Annotated in this window: 16 protein-coding genes; 6 read left to right on the forward strand and 10 right to left on the reverse strand. The window is 34.3% G+C overall.

The annotated features are described in order from the left end of the window. Positions 1-74: 74 nt before the first annotated feature. A complete protein-coding gene (gene dnaE, locus AC3WJF_RS06275) occupies positions 75-3,437 on the reverse strand; it encodes a DNA polymerase III subunit alpha (protein WP_492450392.1) in 3,363 nt (1,120 codons plus the stop codon). Positions 3,438-3,598: 161 nt separating this feature from the next. Between dnaE and ytrH the strand changes: the two genes are divergently transcribed. Next, complete coding sequence (ytrH, locus tag AC3WJF_RS06280) at positions 3,599-3,931, forward strand: sporulation membrane protein YtrH (RefSeq protein WP_492450394.1); 333 nt, start codon at positions 3,599-3,601, stop codon at positions 3,929-3,931. Continuing rightward, positions 3,928-4,434, forward strand: coding sequence for a sporulation membrane protein YtrI (gene ytrI / locus AC3WJF_RS06285; protein WP_492450396.1), 507 nt, complete (start codon positions 3,928-3,930; stop codon positions 4,432-4,434). The genes ytrH and ytrI overlap by 4 nt, the downstream gene beginning before the upstream one ends. A gap of 7 nt (positions 4,435-4,441) precedes the next feature. Here the strand turns inward: ytrI and AC3WJF_RS06290 are convergent, their stop codons facing one another. Continuing rightward, complete coding sequence (locus AC3WJF_RS06290; RefSeq protein ID WP_492450398.1) at positions 4,442-5,392, reverse strand: DHH family phosphoesterase; 951 nt, start codon at positions 5,390-5,392, stop codon at positions 4,442-4,444. A gap of 211 nt (positions 5,393-5,603) precedes the next feature. Between AC3WJF_RS06290 and AC3WJF_RS06295 the strand changes: the two genes are divergently transcribed. Then, positions 5,604-5,906 carry a YtpI family protein gene (locus AC3WJF_RS06295; RefSeq protein WP_492450400.1) on the forward strand — a complete coding sequence of 101 codons (303 nt, stop codon included), beginning with the start codon at positions 5,604-5,606 and terminating at the stop codon, positions 5,904-5,906. Between the two features lie 107 nt (positions 5,907-6,013). Here AC3WJF_RS06295 and AC3WJF_RS06300 read toward each other — a convergent pair whose 3' ends face one another. After that, complete coding sequence (locus tag AC3WJF_RS06300; RefSeq protein WP_492450402.1) at positions 6,014-7,327, reverse strand: DRTGG domain-containing protein; 1,314 nt, start codon at positions 7,325-7,327, stop codon at positions 6,014-6,016. 96 nt (positions 7,328-7,423) lie between these two features. After that, the gene (locus AC3WJF_RS06305; RefSeq protein ID WP_492450404.1) at positions 7,424-7,657 is read right to left on the reverse strand and encodes a hypothetical protein; all 234 of its coding nucleotides are present in this window, start codon (positions 7,655-7,657) and stop codon (positions 7,424-7,426) included. A gap of 249 nt (positions 7,658-7,906) precedes the next feature. Here AC3WJF_RS06305 and AC3WJF_RS06310 point away from each other — a divergent pair, with 249 nt between their 5' ends. Further along, positions 7,907-8,095 (forward strand): hypothetical protein, encoded by a 189-nt coding sequence (locus tag AC3WJF_RS06310; protein WP_492450406.1) that lies wholly within the window; start codon positions 7,907-7,909, stop codon positions 8,093-8,095. 108 nt (positions 8,096-8,203) lie between these two features. On the opposite strand, the gene AC3WJF_RS06315 is transcribed toward AC3WJF_RS06310, so the two are convergent. Beyond that, entirely contained in the window at positions 8,204-8,884 is a 681-nt protein-coding gene (locus tag AC3WJF_RS06315) for a metal-dependent hydrolase (protein WP_492450407.1), read from the reverse strand. A gap of 307 nt (positions 8,885-9,191) precedes the next feature. Between AC3WJF_RS06315 and AC3WJF_RS06320 the strand changes: the two genes are divergently transcribed. Next, positions 9,192-10,289, forward strand: coding sequence for a M24 family metallopeptidase (locus AC3WJF_RS06320; RefSeq protein WP_492450409.1), 1,098 nt, complete (start codon positions 9,192-9,194; stop codon positions 10,287-10,289). A gap of 158 nt (positions 10,290-10,447) precedes the next feature. On the opposite strand, the gene AC3WJF_RS06325 is transcribed toward AC3WJF_RS06320, so the two are convergent. The 5 genes from AC3WJF_RS06325 to AC3WJF_RS06345 all read right to left on the reverse strand — a co-directional run bounded on the left by AC3WJF_RS06325 (position 10,448) and on the right by AC3WJF_RS06345 (position 13,873). Continuing rightward, positions 10,448-10,825 (reverse strand): hypothetical protein, encoded by a 378-nt coding sequence (locus AC3WJF_RS06325; protein ID WP_492450411.1) that lies wholly within the window; start codon positions 10,823-10,825, stop codon positions 10,448-10,450. A gap of 179 nt (positions 10,826-11,004) precedes the next feature. Beyond that, entirely contained in the window at positions 11,005-12,120 is a 1,116-nt protein-coding gene (ald, locus tag AC3WJF_RS06330) for an alanine dehydrogenase (protein WP_492450413.1), read from the reverse strand. Positions 12,121-12,280: 160 nt separating this feature from the next. After that, on the reverse strand, positions 12,281-12,430 hold the full coding sequence (locus AC3WJF_RS06335) for a hypothetical protein (RefSeq protein WP_492450415.1): 150 nt from the start codon (positions 12,428-12,430) through the stop codon (positions 12,281-12,283). Positions 12,431-12,517: 87 nt separating this feature from the next. Continuing rightward, positions 12,518-13,030 (reverse strand): MogA/MoaB family molybdenum cofactor biosynthesis protein, encoded by a 513-nt coding sequence (locus AC3WJF_RS06340; RefSeq protein WP_492450417.1) that lies wholly within the window; start codon positions 13,028-13,030, stop codon positions 12,518-12,520. Between the two features lie 3 nt (positions 13,031-13,033). Next, entirely contained in the window at positions 13,034-13,873 is an 840-nt protein-coding gene (locus AC3WJF_RS06345; RefSeq protein ID WP_492450419.1) for an EcsC family protein, read from the reverse strand. A 980-nt stretch (positions 13,874-14,853) separates the two neighbouring features. Between AC3WJF_RS06345 and AC3WJF_RS06350 the strand changes: the two genes are divergently transcribed. Continuing rightward, positions 14,854-15,075 carry a spore germination protein gene (locus tag AC3WJF_RS06350; protein WP_492450421.1) on the forward strand — a complete coding sequence of 74 codons (222 nt, stop codon included), beginning with the start codon at positions 14,854-14,856 and terminating at the stop codon, positions 15,073-15,075. Positions 15,076-15,247 lie beyond the last annotated feature (172 nt).

Raw genomic sequence — 15,247 nt, forward strand, 5'->3', positions numbered from 1 at the left:
TCCTAAAAAAACATTGGTCAGACCACACATGTCTATTAAATAATATAACATATTTATTTTACACATGAAAAATTTTATTGTAAAACTACGTTTTCTTGCCCCAACAAGTCTTTTAACATCATTAAGCACGCTTCCGAACCATCCACCCAATCTTTTCTTGGAAGCTGCAAAGTACGACTTTTGTTTTCATAATATAAAATTACAGGGATTTCACCTTGAAATTCACTTATTGTTTTTTTCATTTTCTCCAAGATTAATGGTGAATCTATATGTTTTGAAATTCTAATAAACAGTTTTTCATTTTCCTTTTTATATTTTTCCGCTACTTCATCAATACTGGTTATTTTTTGGATAACAAACTGGAGCTTTTCATTTCGCTCTTCCACGTCTCCTTCCATAACCACAATTTCTCCTTGTTTACAAATGCTGCTAAATTGTCGGTATATATTCGGAAAAATAACGGCATCAACTTCTTCCGTAGCGTCACTAATTTTCAAAAAGCCCATTACTTCCCCTTTTTTAGTACGAATAGTTTTAAAATCATTGATATAAATACCAACCTTACAATGCCTTTGTCCCTTTTTTATATCCAATAGCAATGTAATGGAAAGGTCCCCGAGCATTTCACTATATGGACTAACTGGGTGATCAGATAAATACAATCCTAAAACTTGTTTTTCGAGTAAAAGTTTGTCCATACTCTTCATTTTTTCCACTTCCATATATTTTGGTTTCAGTTGAAAAACATCCTCTTCCGAAAACAAATCATATCCTTGTTCATCAGGCTTTACTAATGCAGCATGATCAATAGCAATATCTAAACTGGCAAGTAATGTTGCGCGTTCTTGGTTAAAATCATCCAGTGCCCCCGAATAAACAAGTGACTCTAACACTTTTCGATTTAATGCCTTTGTTGAAACCCTTATACATAGATCAAATAAATCGGCAAACGGCTTTGCTTGCCTTGCATCTATTATTTCCTTTAATGTTGCTAAGCCAACTCCTTTAATCGCTGCTAGGCTATAACGTATCGAACCTTTTTCTACAATGAATGGGTAGAAGCTTTGATTGATGGAAGGCTTTTGTACTTGTATCCCCATTTGCTTCACTTCTCTAACATACTGTGATATTTTATCCTCATTGCCAATCGCAGATGTTAAGAGCGCAGACATAAAATAAAGTGGATAATGTGCTTTCAGATAAGCAAGCTGGTAGGCTATATAGCTGTATGCAACAGCGTGACTTCGATTAAAGCCATAATTCGCAAATCGGACAATTAAATCGTAAATATCATTTGCCGTTTGAGGGTCATAGCCTTTTTCTTTCGCACCTTGTACAAAATGAACTCGTTCTTTATCCAATACTTCCTTTTTCTTTTTGGAAACCGCTCTTCTTAATAGATCTGCCTCTCCTAATGAAAATCCAGCCATTTTGGAAGCAATTTGAATAATCTGTTCCTGATATACTATTACCCCATACGTTTTTTTCAAGATAGATGCTAGATCAGGATGAGAATATTCTATAGATCCTTGCCCATGTTTTCGCTCTATATAAGTTGGGATGTTTTCCATAGGACCTGGCCTATATAAGGCATTAACAGCAACAATATCTTCAAATTCAGATGGTTTTAGCTTTTTCAGGACATTTCTCATACCATCCGATTCCAGCTGAAAGATACCAGTTGTATTACCTTTACTAAGTAATGCAAATGTTGCTTTATCAGTTAGAGGTAATTTTTTTATGTCTATTTTTTTGCCGATCCCTTTTTGAATACTTGTAACAATTCTTTCTATAAGAGATAAATTCCGGAGTCCTAAAAAGTCCATTTTTAAGAGTCCGATTTCCTCCAGTATGTCCATAGGATATTGTGTCAAATAAACACCATCATGTCCTTCCTGAATAGGAATAAGATGACTTAAAGGTTTGTCACTTATAACTACTCCCGCTGCATGGGTAGAGGTATGTCTTGGCAAGCCCTCTAGCTTTAAAGCTGTTGCAAAAAGCTTATTATGCAAATCTGATTCCTTTACAAAGCCTCTAAGCTTATCCGAATCTTGATAAGCCTCTGTTAATGTTGTACCAGGTCGAGATGGAATTAGTCTTGAAAGTTGCTCCAATTCTTTAGTATTAAAACCAAAAGCACGCGCAACATCTCTAATGGCGGCTTTCGCTGCAAAAGTTCCGAAAGTAAGAATTTGGGCAACATGAAGCTTTCCATATTTTTCTGCAACATAACGAATCACTTCATCACGGCGGTGGTCTGGAAAATCAATATCAATATCTGGCATCGTAATTCTTTCCGGGTTTAAAAAGCGCTCAAATAATAACTCATGCTCAAGGGGATCTACATCTGTAATATTTAATGTATATGCAACGAGAGAACCTGCTGCAGATCCACGTCCTGGCCCAGTTAAGATGCCATTCTTACGAGAAAACCTCATAAAATCCCATACTATTAAAAAATAATCATTGAACCTCATCTCATTTATGACTTTTAACTCGTATTCTAATCTTTGTTTATAATTAGTGTTTACATGGTCGATTCGCTCACTCAATCCTTGTAAACACAGTTCACGCAGCAGTTCATTTGTAGATTTGTTTCCCTCTACCGGGAATTTCGGCAATAACCTCTGCCCCATGCTTATTTTTATATTGCAGGATTTTGCGACCGAAATCGTATTTTCCAGGGCATCTACCTCCGCAGCGAAAATCTGAATCATTTCTGCCTTTGACTTGAAATAATACTCTCTCGACTTTAGAGTAGTCCGTGATTCATCACTTAATTTTAATCCTTCACCAATAGCCAACAAACATTCATGACTAAAAGCTTCGTCTTTTTCAATATATTTCACGTCATTTGTAACGATTGATTTCAATCCGATGCTTTGACCTAATTCTTTTAATTTTTGATTCATCTTATCGTCATCGGGAAGCTGGTGATTTTGCAATGACAGAAAAAAGGAGTCCTTCTCAAATAATTGGTGATAAATCTTGGCTGCTTCCATAGCTTTTTCAGGTTCATTTCGCAATAAAAGCTCCTCTATTTCACCTTCCATTCCAGGTGAAAATGCAAATAAGCCTTCCTTATACCCTTTTAACCATTTTGTTGGGATTCCAGAAGGTGAGACTGTTTGAATAGTACTGGATATTTTTATTAAGTTTTCATATCCTTTATCATTTTTAGCTAATAAAACAAGTGGATATGATTTATTTTCCTCTGTAATACTTAAAACATCTGCTGTCATTCCAATAATCGGTTTAATCCCATGCTTCATACATTCTTTATAAAAAGGAATAGCACCATATAAGACATTCCGGTCTGTGATTGCAAGTGTTTGATAATTTAATTCGAGCGCCCGCTCTATTAACTTTTTAATTGAAACGGTACTAGATAATAAACTGTATGCCGTTGATATTTGAAGGTGAATAAATGACAATCTTTTCTCCCACCCTTATATTTCTTTTTTTTATTATAAATCTACAATACCAAAAAAGAAAATATGTTCTCATTTTTATCTTTCATTTTTTTTATTTCATATACGTCCATTTTGTCCCATATAGTATATTAAGGGAATTTAGATTTTAGGAGATGGTTCTAGTGAACGAAGCATTCTTTCCAGCCTTTTTTAATAGCTTTTTTATCGGTTTTGGCGTCATGATTGGAGGTACATTAATCGGAGGTCTTGCCTCCTTCATTACTGGACAACCTCTTCTTACGGAAATTACGAGAATTTCCAGCAATTTGCGAATTTGGGCTATTATCGCTGCAATTGGTGGCACATTTGACACAGTATACAGTTTTGAAAAGGGATTTTTAGATGGTGGGACAAGGGATATTGTAAAGCAACTTTTACTTATTTTATCTGCTATGGGAGGAGCCAATACCGCCTCTATCATCATCTCTTGGCTAACACAGGAGCATGTCCAATGAGAGTCCCAACCATACATCGAAAACCGGTTTGGCAGAGATTTTTTGCAGGGATCGTTATCGGCGGTTGTATTAGCTGGATGATCTTTCTATTCATGTATGGCGCCTTACAGGAAAAACAATCAATAAAAATTAAAACACAGAACTCCACCATTAAAGACCTTATTGATGAAAAAAAAATCTGGCAGGATGAATGGAATAAACTTACGAAGAAAAATACAGAAATGTTAATTATCCAAAATGTAAATGTAAAAATTAAAGGTTATGAGAAATACGGAATAAAGGATTCTCACAGCATTTTTGAAAAGGAAGAAGAGATTAAAGAAGATCTTCGGTCTTTACTTGTAAAGGATATTAATGCAGTATATCAAAATAAGGAATTAATTTATAAAACAATTGAAAATAAGACGTTAAGAATTAATAATCGCCGTTATAATCTAGTAATAAAGGACATATTATTCTATTCAACCATTAATATTAGTTTGGAGTTAAAGTTAGCGGATTAGTAAAGCCTCAAATAGAGGCTTTACTATCTTTACATACTTCTACTAAATCCTTCATTACATTCTTTGCATCTTCCCATGAATAGATCGATGCTCCTGCTGCTAATGGGTGGCCGCCTCCATTATACCTACGGGCAATCTGATTAATAATCGGCCCCTTCGAACGAAGTCTCACCCTGATCTGATCCTCTTCTTCGATGAAAAAGCACCATGCTTTTATACCTTTTATATTCCCAAGCTGACTTACAAGCTGGGATGCTTCTGCTGGGACAACATTATATTCACGGAGCATTTCTTTCTTCAACAGCACAACTGCAGCACCATTATCTAGAACTTCAAAATTTTGTAGGACATATCCTTGTAATTTAACAACTTTAGGATCTAATTCATACATTTTGTTGTAAAGTTCATTCCTGTCAAATGTATAACGGATTAACTCCCCTGCAAAATCAAAGGTTTTTTGCGTAGTACTTGGATATAGAAAACGTCCGGTATCTCCAACAATTCCACCGTATATTAGTCTTGCAGCATCATCCGTCATTTTTAACCCTTTGTCCTTACCATACAAATAAAATTCATAGATCATTTCACTGACGGAAGAGGCATTTGTATCTACCCACAAAATATCTCCATAAGGATCTTCATTCGGGTGATGATCGATTTTTATCAATTTATCTCCTAATGTATACCGGCCATCGCAAATCCTATCTTTGTTTGCTGTGTCACAGACGATAACTAAGGCACCTTTGTAAGTTTCATCTGGAATTACATCAAGTGATCGTAAAAACTCTAATGTCGGTTCCGATTTACCAACTGTATAAATATTTTTGTCTGGATACGAAGCCTTTAAAATTTCTGCCAAACCACCTTGGGATCCGTATGCATCCGGATCAGGGCGTACATGACGGTGTATGATGATGGTTTCATAATGTTTTATCGTTTCTAGTATTTCCTGTTTCATTGTTCTCCCCTTCGCTAATTTGTCATTCGTTTTCAAAGATACTTAGTAGATATTTTAGGCAATTATCGTTACAATATAGTTTGTATTCTTTTAAAGGCTCTTTTCGTAAACCTTGTAACGTTCGGGACATTCATACTAATCCGTATAACAACAATCAATGCGAATATAGCCTTAAAATATGGATTAATTATTGTTTTTTGGAGGATTAAACATGATTTTATTGGTATTTCTAATTGTTATTTCGCTTTCCTTTTACGCTTATTATAAAATGAAATATGTACGTAGCAAACTGCAAATGGAAAGAAAATATTTATCAGGAAAATCCAGTATTGCCCTTGGATTATTTGTAGCCTTATTCGGAATCAATCAATTGTTTCTCTATCATACAACAACGACTTACATCGTTGCGACCATTTTTATTATCATCGGTTTCCTTAGTGCATATTTCGGATTTAAAGCATTAAAATATTATAAACCATTTGCTATTAAAGAAATGGAAGAATTAAATAATTAGTTAATATATGCCGCTTGTAAGAAGCGGCATTTTAATTAAGAGATAACAAGATCAATTATTCTGTCTAGCTTCAGCGGTTAGCGGATGAGCAAGGTGCTGAAGCTTTTCTACCGATCAATAAGCTGGCATGTTAAAAGCGCTTTTCCGACCAATATCCCTTCATGATACACCTCTACATCGACCTTTCCAAATTTCCGCCCAACTTCCATTACTTTTGGAATAATTTCGATTGTACTTTCAATTTGAACAGGCTTGATAAAATAAACAGTCATGTTTTCGATGATGATATCTTCTCTTTTTTGCTGACGTAATTTCCGATTAGCTGCTTCATACACAAGCGTTGTGAAAACACCATAAGAAATCGTACCAAGTGGATTGGTCATTTGCGGAGATACCTCAAAAAAATAACTTTCTCTATCTTGATTTTTAACCGGTGAATCAAGGCGAGTTGTAATAATATCATCAATCGTCTCACCAACTTGAGGCTGGCGTTGTGTCATTTGCAGGGCTTTTAAAATATCCTGTCTGCTAATGATTCCTTGTAGACGTTGATAATCATCCACAACAGGAATGACTTCAATTCCTTCCCATATCATCATATGACTTGCAGAGGTAAGACTCGTTTTTTGACTAACTGTAATCGGGTTTTTCGTCATTACCTTTTCAATCGGCACTGAAATTTCTTGTTCAATGATGTCCTTGGCTGTGACCATCCCCTGCACCTTCATATGAGAATCGACTACAGGAAAACGACTATGTGTGGTATAACGCTCTTTTTCATACCAATTTTCAACCTTTTCATCCATTTTCAAATAAATCGTTTCCGCTAATGGTGTTAAAATATCTTCCACCAAAATAATTTCCTTTTTGATCAGCTGATCATAAATGGCACGATTGATCATTGTTGCAACCGTAAACGTATCGAAGCTAGTAGAAAGGATTGGTAATTCTAATTGATCAGCAAGCTTCTTCACATGATCTTCCGCATCAAAACCACCTGTAATGAGCACAGCAGCACCGGCACGCAATGCAAGTTCGTGAGCATTTGTCCGATTTCCAACAATCAATAAACTGCCTCTGTCAGTGTACTTCATCATCGCTTCTAATTTCATAGCCCCGATGACAAATTTATTTAATGTTTTATGTAATCCTGTTTTCCCTCCGAGAACTTGTCCATCGATGATATTAACTACTTCTGCAAAAGTGAGCTTTTCAATATTTTCTTTTTTCTTTCTTTCAATTCGAATGGTTCCAACACGTTCAATGGTACTGACATACCCTTTATTTTCAGCATCTTTTATAGCCCTATATGCAGTACCTTCACTTACATTCAAAGCTTTTGCAATTTGCCTCACCGAAATCTTCTCTCCGACTGGCAAGGTATCTATGTATTCCAATATTTGTTCATGTTTCGTTGCCAAGCTTTTCACCCTTTTTTTGCAAGAGGCATTATTTATGCTTCATTATAAAGTGAAAAGCTCGGTTATTCAATTATTAAGGTGACGATTTTAAACTTATTAGTGAGACCTAATTCGTTTTCTAGTTGGAATATCTCTCCTGTTATATAGATTTTTCTTTTGTGAATATAAAAGGGCTGAGAGGTTTCCGGCGATCACTAATAAAGCAAAACCTAGCCACACAAAAGCAAATAAACTACCGGCTCCCGAGGCAGCGAAATGCAACTGTGGAATGGCATAATAAATGAGAGCTGCTGCAAGTAAAAAACATAATACATATCTATTTTTTTTCATTACAATACCTCCATTTTTTAAAGCTTGTTCTATTTTATGCGTCAAATATTGAAAAGTGACAAAAAACTAATATAAGCATTTTTTTGATGAAAAATTAATGCGCATTATTAAGGAATGGTGTATGATTTATTGTAAGATAATTCGAATTATTCTAAATGCAAATTGCAAAAAAGGGGCTATTTATGTGTAAGATTAAATGGAGAGGAATCGATGTTATTCAAAAATATATATCAGATAGGAAGTTTTTCAATGTTTAAGTATTTTATTAATGGATTAATAAGCTTGTTACTAGGTATACAGCTATACTATTTTGCAAAAGGATTATCAGTAACGATTATACCTGCAGTTCTCCTAATAATATTAGGTATTCTATTGATGATAGGCTCCTTTATTTACTCAAATAGACAGTTATCAAAGGAAAATAATTCGACTAAATAGTCTTTAAAGAAACAAAAAAATGGATAACTTTACATTTAATACTGTAAAGTCATCCATAATGACTAGTTAAGTTAATTCATTTTCCCTGACGATATTCCTTTTTGAACATCATAATTCTAACATATCACCTGGATTCATTATCTTCCCATTTTTGTGTTCGAGCATTTCTAAAAATTGTTCTGGGTCTTGCTTTATTGGCGGGAAAGTGTTGTAGTGAATTGGTACAACGATTTTTGCATTCAAAATGCGTGCTGCATAGGCCGCATCTTCTGGCCCCATCGTAAAATTATCCCCAATTGGCAAGAAAGCTAAATCAATAGGGTGTCTTTCCCCAATAAGCTTCATATCAGAAAATAATCCGGTATCTCCCGCATGATAAATTGTCTTTCCTTCAGCCATTAATAATACACCTGCAGGCTCACCTAAATAAATGATTTCCTTATTGTCTGTATAATAAGAAGAACCGTGAAATGCTTGTGTAAGTTTTACTTTTCCGAAATCAAATTCGCACGCACCGCCAATATGTAGTGGATGTGTTTTTAATCCTTGCCATTCCATATAGGTTGCTATTTCATCATTAGCTATAATAAGAGCACCGCTTCTTTTGGCGATTTCAACAGTATCACCGACATGATCGTTATGTCCATGTGTTAATATTATCACGTCAGGATTTTCATTCTCAGCCTTTAAGTCAGTTAAAGAATTTCCATTTATAAATGGATCAAATAATATCGTTTTCCCATTCGTTTCAACTTTAATAACCGAATGTCCGTGATAAGATACTTTCAAGTTCTTCACTCCTCTTTTATTTTTCTTTACATACTTCTTGAACCACCCTTGTATTTCCTTCTACAATTTTAATTTATAGAAATAGTTTTTAAAATTTGATATTCTATTAGTGAACTTAATTAAGGGAAGGCTCTTTTCTTAAACTTTTTTGCTTTTGCAAAAGAAGTTTTAAGAACCTTTTTGTTCTTCTTAAGAACAAATCTACTTTTTAAGAAAAGATGTCCTGAAACTAAATCTAAATTAGGATTTAGAACAATTTACGAAAAGCTACAATTTATTTGAAAACAACATAAGGAGATGAATACCCGTGAACCACCGATTACATAGTTTAGTGGAATGGTTAAAAACAGAAAATATTGATGCAGCATTCATCACTTCATCTGAGAATGTTTTTTACTTAAGCGGCTTTAATAGTAATCCGCATGAACGTTTACTTGGTGTAGCAGTATTTCAAAAAAAAGAGCCTTTCTTAATATGCCCATCTTTGGATGTTAATGATGCACAGCAATCAGGTTGGGAATATGAAGTCATTGGCTGCTCCGATACAGATAATGCATGGGATATTCTTTCGAAAAATATGAAGGATAGAGTTCCAAACATCCAAGTATTAGCGCTTGAAAAGGAACATATTAATATTGAACGATATGAAGAAATAATGAAAAGATTCACTGGTACTTCTTTTGTAGCGGCAGAAGAAAAGCTTCGCGAACTTCGCCTTGTTAAAGATGAAAACGAAAAAAGAATTTTAAAAATAGCCGCAGAATATGCGGACTTTGCGGTACAGGTCGGTATTAATGAAATTGCTGAAGGCAAAACAGAGCTTGATATCATTGCAGCTATTGAATATGAATTAAAGAAAAAAGGCATCTCCAAAATGTCATTTGATACAATGGTGTTAACAGGTAATAATGCTGCTTCACCACACGGTAATCCAGGATTAACGAAAATTAAAAAAGGTGATCTCGTATTATTTGATTTAGGTGTCATTTATGAAGGTTATTGCTCTGATATAACTCGGACTGTTGCTTACGACCATATTAATGACGAACAGCATAAAATTTACCATACTGTTCTAAAAGCAGAGGAAGAAGCTGTAAAAGCTGTTAAACCTGGAGTTAAAGCAAAAGAACTCGATCAGCTTGCACGCAATATTATTTCAGAGGCCGGATACGGAGAATATTTTACCCACCGATTAGGACATGGATTGGGAATTGGAGTCCATGAGTTCCCTTCTGTAACGAATACGAATGAATTAGTTATTAAAGAAGGTATGGTCTTTACGATTGAACCGGGTATTTATGTTCCAGGTGTAGCCGGAGTTCGTATTGAAGATGATGTTTTTGTTACGAAGGATGGAGTGGACATCTTAACATCCTTTGATAAATCCTTGCAAATTGTTAAATAGTTAGATTCAAAAAAAGAATCCACTCTTACGATATCTATAGTTAAAAGTGTTCATAAGACTTTTATCTATGAAAACATGTAAACGAAGTAGAAAATATTCTACTTCGTTTTTTAATATTTGTATTTACTTTTGATCACACCAAAAGATACTAATGCATCTTATCTGCATTTGAAATCACTAGCGTTTTTAGTTAAATCAACAGATATAGTTTTTATTTTATATGCAACTTTAGGAACGTATGCTGGAGTTTCATGAAACTTTACGATGTATAAGTCGTAAGGTGGATTATGAGCACCCTCAAAAGTAACAAATTGTGCTACAACTTCATGTTGATTACTGCTATTGTTAATCCTATTTATACTACGTATCTTTGAGCAAAAATAAGCCTTTCCATTAGATAGTTCACTAAAGTAAGTTGAATAGTGCCAAATAAGGGTTTCTTCCAAAAAGGTTTCTTTAGTTTCACTTGTTTGAGTATAACAATTCGGAATAAATAACATTAATAAAAAGAAACAAGTAAGGATTTTAGTTATCAATTTAATTAACCTCCTATTTAGTGAGTATGAGTTGTTTCTTTAAAAACTATTCCCGCTTTGTAAAATTTTCTAATTACGCAAATAAACACCAAAAAAAGAAGAGGTAAACACCTCTTCCTTTACTTTGTTACTTTATTTAATTGTACTTTAGTTATCAATTGGACGAATTCTTTTTTTAATTATCCAATTAATGAATTTGCATCAACATATTCAAGCTGAAGATCGTCAGCAACTGCTTTATAAGTACATTTACCATCTAAAGTATTTAGACCTTTGAATAATGGTTCATTATCCAAGCATGCTTGTTTGTAGCCCTTGTTCGCAATCTGTAATGCATAAGGAACTGTAACGTTTGTTAACGCGATAGTTGAAGTACGCGGAACAGCACCTGGCATATTCGCAACTGCATAATGAACAACACCGTGTTTTTCATAAGTAGGATTATCATGCGTTGTAATACGATCGCTTGTTTCGAAGATACCGCCTTGGTCAATTGCAATATCCACTACAACTGAACCAGGTTTCATCGTTGAAATCATTTCCTCTGTTACTAATTTCGGAGCTTTAGCCCCTGGAATTAATACTGCACCGATTACTAAATCGGCATCTTTTACAGATTCAGCAATATTAAATGGATTGGACATTAAAGTTGTAATATCGCTGCCAAAAATATCATCAAGCTGGCGAAGACGGTCAGGGCTCAAGTCGATTACAGTAACTTCTGCTCCTAAACCTACTGCCATTTTTGCTGCGTTCGTTCCAGCTACACCACCGCCGATAATGGTAACTTTTCCTCTTTGCACTCCAGGAACACCTGATAAAAGAATTCCTTTACCACCATGGTTTTTCTCAAGGAATTGAGCGCCGATTTGTGGAGCCATTCTACCTGCTACTTCACTCATTGGCGTTAATAATGGTAAAGAACGATTTGGAAGTTGAACAGTTTCATATGCAATACCGATCACTTTGCTTTCTAGTAATGCTTTTGTTAACTCAGCTTCTGCTGCTAAATGCAAATATGTAAATAGAATGAGACCTTCTCTAAAATATTTATATTCGCTTTGTAATGGTTCCTTTACTTTCATGACCATTTCCATGGACCATGCTTCCTCAGCTGATTGAACAATTTTAGCACCTGCTTGTGCATAATCCCCGTCCATAAATCCGGAACCTAATCCCGCACTAGTTTCGATAAAAACTTCATGCCCAGCTTTCGTTAAAGATACAACACCAGCTGGAGTCATAGCCACACGATTTTCATTATTTTTTATTTCCTTAGGTACACCAATACGCATAGGAAAAAACCTCCTTTATTACATTCGTTTAAATAATATATTAAAAAAATAATTGTAGAAAGCACTTTCATTTTATCAAATATACTCGTATTTTCCTATTAATTTCTCTCTCAACATAAAATTAATAGAAAAACCGCCATAATGGCGGCAAAATTGATGCTTATCTTTCATCATTTTGATCATTGATATGAAATTGTCCGTCAGGCTGATCTACTACACCGCTCGCATAAGCATCCATAATTTGATTTGTCGTTTCTTCAATTGCTTGATCATCATAGGACAGGTTTTCGTTTTCATTTCGCTTTTTCATTCAAACACTCCTTCAATATTAAATCTCTTCTATTTTTCGATAAATTTCATAAAATATCCGAAAAAAGGAGAGGAAATAAATTGAAGTCTAGAGATCTTTATCGAGTTCCCGGACAATATGATTTAATTCTGGGAGTATAAGTTTTTCCAAAGCTAATTTAACTGCACCAGATGAGCCTGGTGTTGAAAAAATCACCCGATTACGATAAGTGCCCGCTGCAGCTCTGGAAAGCATCGCAGCTGGTCCAATATCTTCTGTATAGCTTAAAAAACGAAATAATTCACCGAAACCGACAATTTCTTTTTCAAATAAACTCGAAACCGTTTCAATCGTAACATCCCGTTTTGCAATACCAGTTCCACCATTTAGAAGAATAGCTTTAATTTTGCTATCTTCCAATATAGTATGAATGGTTTGAATGATTTGATTCCGCTCATCCTTTACAATCTGGTAGAACACCACTTCATGCCCTTTTTCCATCAGCATCTCTTTCATCAATCGTCCGCTTTTATCATTTTCAACATTCCTAGTATCACTTACCGTGATAATGGCACAATACACTTGAACTGGAGCTAGTCGCTTGTGTTCCGTCACACTCATTTTTTATTCGTCCCTCTGCTTATCTAATAAAAATCGATACTGATAATATTTTTCAGCAAATTGATTCACTTTTCTAGAGAATTGATAGTTACTGCTAGCTCCAATTGCAAGCGAAATTAGTGAAGATTTGGATGAATTTTTTTTATTAAAAAGAGAAATAAAAAATACCTTCATTAGTTGTTTAAATGGTTCCTCAAGCCAACGACAATCCATAATCTTTTCCATACCTTCATAAAAATACGAGGTGTTTTTCTCTTCTAAATCTCTTAACAAATCGTCCCAACCCATTCCTCTTAATCGCCTTGGAAGCGAAGCTGCATGAAATACTTTTAAAGAGGTCATCATTTCAAACGGCTGCTGAACATCATAGCCGTAAGAGACAGCTGTTAATTGTACAGACCGTAAGTTTATTAAGATTAACGCTAAGAAATCAGAGCTTAAGATTAGGGGCTGCCCAGTTGCAGTCATACCACCTTGAAACAAGGAATAAACCTTATGGAGGGAAATATGTCGGTCTGTTATATATGCTAATTGATCAACGGAAAGCTTTTGCATATCTTGAATCATATAGATGGAATCATCAAAAACTCTTGCAGATTTTAGGATTCTCTCCTTCGCATCCTCTTGAATTTGCAAACCTTGTAGCAGTGAATGAAGATGAAATAACCATGTGTCTATTTTTTCAAAAAAAGGCTCTGATAAGTTCTCTGGAATTGCAGAGAATGCCTTGTCCACCCACTTTCCATACAGACTTTGCAAATCATTTTCTTCATATAATTCAAAGGATCTAATCCATTGATCAATATTTTCCCACACTTTTTGATCACTTTTAGTCCATGTCATGTAATAACTCACCTCATCCTGAGGAATATATTTCTATTAAAAGAAGTATAACAAAAAGAAATGAATCATGGTACTTGGTTTGAAAATTACATTTTCATTTGAGTCTGGTACAAAATTGTCAATTACATCAAAGTCATAAGCTAAACATCTGTTAATTACTTCAGCACATGAAGGAATGCTAATACTAATCTGTAAAACTATTAAGGTTAATAAATTAACAGTTCTTTCAAAATTACAACCTCCAGTAAATTTGTGCGTTCTAATATAACGTGAAGGAAGCAATAAGATAATAAAATTATCTAAGAATTCAAAAAAAAACCAAAAATACCACCGATAAATAATATCATTGGCTTTCAAATAAAAAAATATCCAGCCATAAAGACTGGATACAAAGTGTAAAGTAGAAAGTTCAGAATTTTTAAGGGGGATAAAAATTATTCTTGTTACTCATTATAGGCTTATTTAAAGACTATTTCATGAGCCAATGTATATAGGAATAATTATCCATTTTTTCTCTGTTTATTAATTTCAGCTCATAAAGTAATTGTGCCAAAAGTCTATGATAACGTTCAATGTCGTTTGGAACATCAACTTGTTTTATCCCACCCATTCAAAATCATTTTTATCTAAATACAAATTAAATTGTGAAAGGGATAAATCAGGTTAAGATAGAATATATATTCAGGTGATAATTTTGCTATAAATATATAGTTTAACTATTACTTACTTTTTCAGTGAAAATAATAAATGGAACAAAGTCATGTAATTACTCGAACATAAAGGAATTGAACCAGGAGAAATAATAAATTTCATTAACGTTTTGAAAAAATTGTCATCAATCGGTTATCTTAGCCCTACTCAAATGAGAAGGGCTTTTATTGTTTTATTTTAACCATAGATACTAGTCCACTCCATAATGGACAGAGTGAATAAACTGTTTGTATCAATTTTTACATTTGGTATTTCGGGATGTGATAAAATTGCCAGCTTTAATAGGAAATATACAAATTTTAAATGTAGCCGGGTCTGCAACAGTAAATTTTGGAGATACAGGATTTATATCGCCAAAGTCTGCTGCTAAAGAAACATTTGGTTCAAACGGAGGTGCTAATGGGGTTGTCGTAATAAACTTTTCTGCAATCAGTATAAACAATACTTTTAATAAAAGCATTCTGGATCAACCTATAACAGGAAATAATTAAAAAAATGGCCCTCTCAAATGAGAAGGGCCATTAGTGTGGATCGTGATGGATTGTTATTTTGTGTAGTTGACAATCAAAATATACTACTTAACTCGCATTTCTTGGTCAACTTTGATTAAATAGTGATTATTAAACATATTCCACTTTAATGCCCTAAACTCACTACTTGATT

It is taken from the genome of Heyndrickxia sp. FW510-T9 (genome assembly GCF_058781025.1).

Excerpts from the sequence above, each read along its gene's own strand:
- AC3WJF_RS06295 (WP_492450400.1), top strand. The coding sequence starts at position 5,604 with ATGATTTTATTGGTATTTCTAATTGTTATTTCGCTTTCCTTTTACGCT.
- AC3WJF_RS06340 (WP_492450417.1), bottom strand. The coding sequence starts at position 13,030 with ATGAGTGTGACGGAACACAAGCGACTAGCTCCAGTTCAAGTGTATTGT.
- AC3WJF_RS06305 (WP_492450404.1), bottom strand. The coding sequence starts at position 7,657 with ATGAAAAAAAATAGATATGTATTATGTTTTTTACTTGCAGCAGCTCTC.
- ytrI (WP_492450396.1), top strand. The coding sequence starts at position 3,928 with ATGAGAGTCCCAACCATACATCGAAAACCGGTTTGGCAGAGATTTTTT.
- AC3WJF_RS06310 (WP_492450406.1), top strand. The coding sequence starts at position 7,907 with ATGTTTAAGTATTTTATTAATGGATTAATAAGCTTGTTACTAGGTATA.
- AC3WJF_RS06290 (WP_492450398.1), bottom strand. The coding sequence starts at position 5,392 with ATGAAACAGGAAATACTAGAAACGATAAAACATTATGAAACCATCATC.
- AC3WJF_RS06335 (WP_492450415.1), bottom strand. The coding sequence starts at position 12,430 with ATGAAAAAGCGAAATGAAAACGAAAACCTGTCCTATGATGATCAAGCA.
- AC3WJF_RS06345 (WP_492450419.1), bottom strand. The coding sequence starts at position 13,873 with ATGACATGGACTAAAAGTGATCAAAAAGTGTGGGAAAATATTGATCAA.
- ald (WP_492450413.1), bottom strand. The coding sequence starts at position 12,120 with ATGCGTATTGGTGTACCTAAGGAAATAAAAAATAATGAAAATCGTGTG.